This window comes from Streptomyces sp. NPDC094034, assembly GCF_040303865.1.
Classification (GTDB): Bacteria; Actinomycetota; Actinomycetes; order Streptomycetales; family Streptomycetaceae; genus Streptomyces.
Window position 1 is genome coordinate 1 of sequence record NZ_JBEOUD010000102.1, and the last position, 3024, is coordinate 3024.

General features: G+C 70.3%; 1 protein-coding gene and 1 pseudogene. Both read left to right on the plus strand.

From position 1 onward, the window contains the following. Positions 1-27 precede the first annotated feature (27 nt). Positions 28-156: pseudogene (locus ABTZ59_RS36895) on the plus strand (AMP-binding protein); the annotation flags it as partial. A 153-nt stretch (positions 157-309) separates the two neighbouring features. Next, a partial coding sequence (locus ABTZ59_RS36900; RefSeq protein WP_351425825.1) for a condensation domain-containing protein occupies positions 310-3024 on the plus strand: 2715 nt, incomplete at its 3' end.

Genomic DNA, 3024 nt, shown 5'->3' on the forward strand with positions numbered 1-3024 from the left:
GCGGTGACGTTCAGTGGTGCGTTGCCGGTGGTTGCTGACAGAACTCCGCCGATTGGGCGGCCGGTTGGTGGTGCTCGGGTGTATGTGCTGGATGGGTGGTTGCGGCCGGTTCCGGTGGGTGTGGTGGGGGAGTTGTTTATTGGTGGTGGGGGTGTGGCTCAGGGGTATGTGGGGTTGCGGGGGTTGACGGCTGAGCGGTTTGTGGCGGATCCGTTCGGTGGGTCGGGTGCGCGGATGTATCGGACGGGGGATGTGGTGCGGTGGTCGGTTGATGGTGTGCTGGAGTTTGTGGGGCGGTCTGATGATCAGGTGAAGGTGCGGGGTTTCCGTATCGAGTTGGGTGAGGTGGAGTCCGCCCTCGTCTCCCATCCCGAGATCGCCCAGGCGGCGGTACTTGCCGTGCGGGGCCGGGGCAGCGCGAAGCGGCTGGTCGGCTACGTCGTCCCGGTACCAGGGGCGGCGCCGACGGTGGCCGGTCTGCGGACGTTTCTGGCGGGTGTGCTGCCGGAGTACATGGTGCCGTCTGCCTTCGTGGCGTTGGACGCGCTGCCGTTGATGCCGAACGGCAAGGTCGACCGCAAGGCCCTGCCCGCCCCGGGGCCGTCCTCAGAGTCGTCCGGTGTGGGAGAGGCCGGGTACGTGGCGCCGCGTTCCGCGACGGAGGAGATCCTCTCCGGGATCTGGGCGCGTGTGCTCGGTCTTGAACGCGTAGGTGTGGAGGACAACTTCTTCGATCTCGGCGGGGACTCGATCCTCAGTATCCAGGTCGTCTCCCAGGCCCGCGCCGTGGGCATCGCGCTCGCCGTGCAGGACCTGTTCGTACGGCAGACCGTCGCGGCTCTCGCCGCCGCGCTGACCACTACCGCCGCTGACGAATCCGTCGGCCAGGACCGACCGCCCGTGGAGGGCCCTGTGGTACTCACGCCCATTCAGCGCTGGTTCTTCCGCACCCACCGCAAGGACCCGCGGCTGCTCAGCACTGCCGTACGGCTCGGCCTGCGTCCCGGCACCGACCGGACAGCGCTTGCGGGTGCGGTGACCGCGTTGGTGGCCCACCACGACGCCCTGCGAATGCGCTACGAACGGACCGGCGCGGGCTGGCGGCAGCGCAATCTCGCCGAGGACCGCTCCGTCACCCTCGACCGTCACGACCTTTCGGCGCTCTCGGAGCCCGCCGCGCGAGCGGCCATGGACGAAACCGTCGAGGCCCTGCGGACCGGGTTCGATCTGGCGGAGGGACCGCTGATCCGCTTCGCGCTCTTCGAACGCGGAGGGGACGACGATCAGTTGGCGGTGGTCGCGCACCATCTGGTCGTGGACGAGGCCTCGTGGCGGGTGTTGCTGGAGGATCTGGCGCTGGCGTACGGGCAGTTGGTGTCCGGGGTGGTGGTGGATCTCGGGCCGCGTTCGGCGTCGTTCCAGGAGTGGGCTTCGCGGTTGCGTGCGCAGGTGGAGGCGGGTGGTTTCGACGCGGAGCTGGAGTACTGGAGCCGGGTCGGCCAGGACGTACCCACCGGACTGCCCGGCCAGGGCACACCCGCGCCCGACGCCCCGCACCAGGGCCTGGTCACGTCGGTGGAGCTGTCGGCCGAATCGACGCGGAAGCTCTGCCACGATGTCACGTCGCTGTACCGGACCGGGCCGGACGGCGTGCTGCTCGCGGTGCTCGGCCGGGTACTGGGCCGGTGGACCGGTCAGAACCGCGTCGTCGTGGACGTTGAGCGAGCGGGCCGGGAGGACATCTTCCGAGGCGTCGATGTGTCACGGACGGTGGGCTGGTTCAGCACGGTCTTCCCGCTGGAGCTCGCGTCCGGCACCTTCGGCGAGGACGGCACGCCCCGCAGGGAGGGCACGCCCCGCGAGGACGGAACGCCCCGCAGGCAGGGCACGCCCCGCGAGGACGGGACGCCCGGTGCCGCTGGTGGCGCGGACCCTGCCGCGTGGGACGCACTGATCAAGTCCGCGAAGGAACGGCTGCGCGGGGTACCCGGCCATGGCCATGGGTACGGCGCGCTGCGCTACCTCGGGGACCCCGACTCGGCGGCCGGCGACCTCGGGAGTACGGTCCGTCCGCAGGTCGGCTACAGCTGCCTCCGCCCGACCGAGGCCGATGTCCCGGCCGCGCGAAGCGCGCTCTACGACATGACGGTGCCAGGACCCGACGGGCTCCAGCACAGCACGCTCGGTCCACAGGCCCATGCCCTGGATGTCGCGGCCCGTGTGGTCGACGGGCGCCTGGTCGTCCATCTCGTCAGATCGGCCGGTGCGTTCACCGACGGAGTGGTGGAGGAGCTGGCGTCCCGATTCTCCGAGGAGTTGGCGAGCCTTCTTGCGCACTGCGAGCTGCCGGGCGTGGGTGGTGTCACGCCGTCGGACTTTCCGTTGTCGCCGCTCGACCAGGCGGGTCTTGACGCGGCGGTCGGTGACGGGCGTGGTGTCGAGGAGGTGCTGCCGCTGATGCCGTTGCAGTCCGGGATGCTCTTCCACGCCCTCGCCCAGGACGGCTCCAGCGCCTACTTCGAACAGCTGATGTTCGCCGTCGACGGTGTGTCCGACGCGGACCGGTTCGTCGCGTCCTGGCAGCGGGTGGTCAACGAGGTGCAGGCGCTGCGGATCGGGGTGGTGTGGGAGGGCGTGTCCGAGCCGGTGCAGGTGGTGCACGAGTCGGTCGCGCTGCCCGTCGAGATCCTGGACTGGCGCGCCGCCTCGGCGCCCGAGCAGGCCGTCCTCTGGACGGACCGTCTCGCCGCCGACCGACGCCGCGGCCTGGACCTGGCCTCCGTCCCACTCGCCCGGCTGACGCTCGCCCGGCTCGCGGACGACCGTATCCGTGTGCTGTTCACCTTCCATCACATTCTGCTGGACGGCTGGAGTCTGGCTCGCGTGCTGTCGCTGGTCCTTGATGACTATGCGGCGCGGCGGGATGGGTTGGTGTTGCCGGTGGTGGCGGGTGGTCGTGCGTTGGGTGTTCAGGCGGGGTGGATGGCGGGGCGTGATGTGGGGGTGGCGGAGGAGTTTTGGCGC